The following is a 685-nucleotide window of genomic DNA, read 5'->3' as shown; positions in this document are numbered from 1 at the left end:
CCCAGGCCGACGCCCTGCTGGCCTGCGACTTCTTCGAAACGGTCACCCTGACCGGAGCGCGGCTGTATGTGTTCGCCGTCATCGAGCACGCCAACCGCCGGATTCGGATCCTGGGCGCGACCGCGCACCCGTCGGCAGTCTGGGTGGTGCAGGCTGCGAAGAATCTCGTCATGGACCTGGAGGACGCGGGCTGCCGAGCAAGGTTCTTGATCCGGGACAGGGACGGCAAGTTCCCTGAGCTGTTCGACGCCATCGTGAAAGACGCGGGGCTCGAGGTTGTGCTCAGCGGAGTCCAGATGCCGCGAATGAACTCGATCATGGAGCGGTGGGTGCAGACATGTCGGCGTGAGCTGCTGGACCGCACGTTGATCTGGAACCAGCGCCACCTCTGCCACGTTCTGCGGGAGTTCGAGCGGTTCTACAACTCCCATCGGCCGCATCAGGGCATCGCGAACGCCCGACCGCTGTACCCCTTGCCTGGGGCGATCACCGATCCAGGGCGGATCGCCCGCCTCGACATACGCAGGCGTGAACGCCTGGGCGGCATCCTTCACGAGTACGAACATGCCGCGTGACCTGGGCGGACGAGATTTCCGGCAATGGCAGCGTCGGGGATACAACGGTGAGGTCGACCCGGATCGCGGTACTGGCCTCACGACCAGCCCGTTTCTCCGGGTCGCCTCCC

1 protein-coding gene is annotated in these 685 nt (G+C 65.4%); it reads left to right on the top strand.

Translation table 11 applies throughout. From position 1 onward, the window contains the following. On the top strand, positions 1-575 hold a 575-nt coding region (locus tag VXC91_RS46460; RefSeq protein WP_329513346.1), incomplete at its 5' end, for an integrase core domain-containing protein. Positions 576-685: the final 110 nt, after the last annotated feature.

Source organism: Streptomyces chiangmaiensis (assembly GCF_036281785.1).
GTDB lineage: Bacteria > Actinomycetota > Actinomycetes > Streptomycetales > Streptomycetaceae > Streptomyces > Streptomyces chiangmaiensis.
This window is presented reverse-complemented; position numbering and strand designations above follow the sequence as displayed.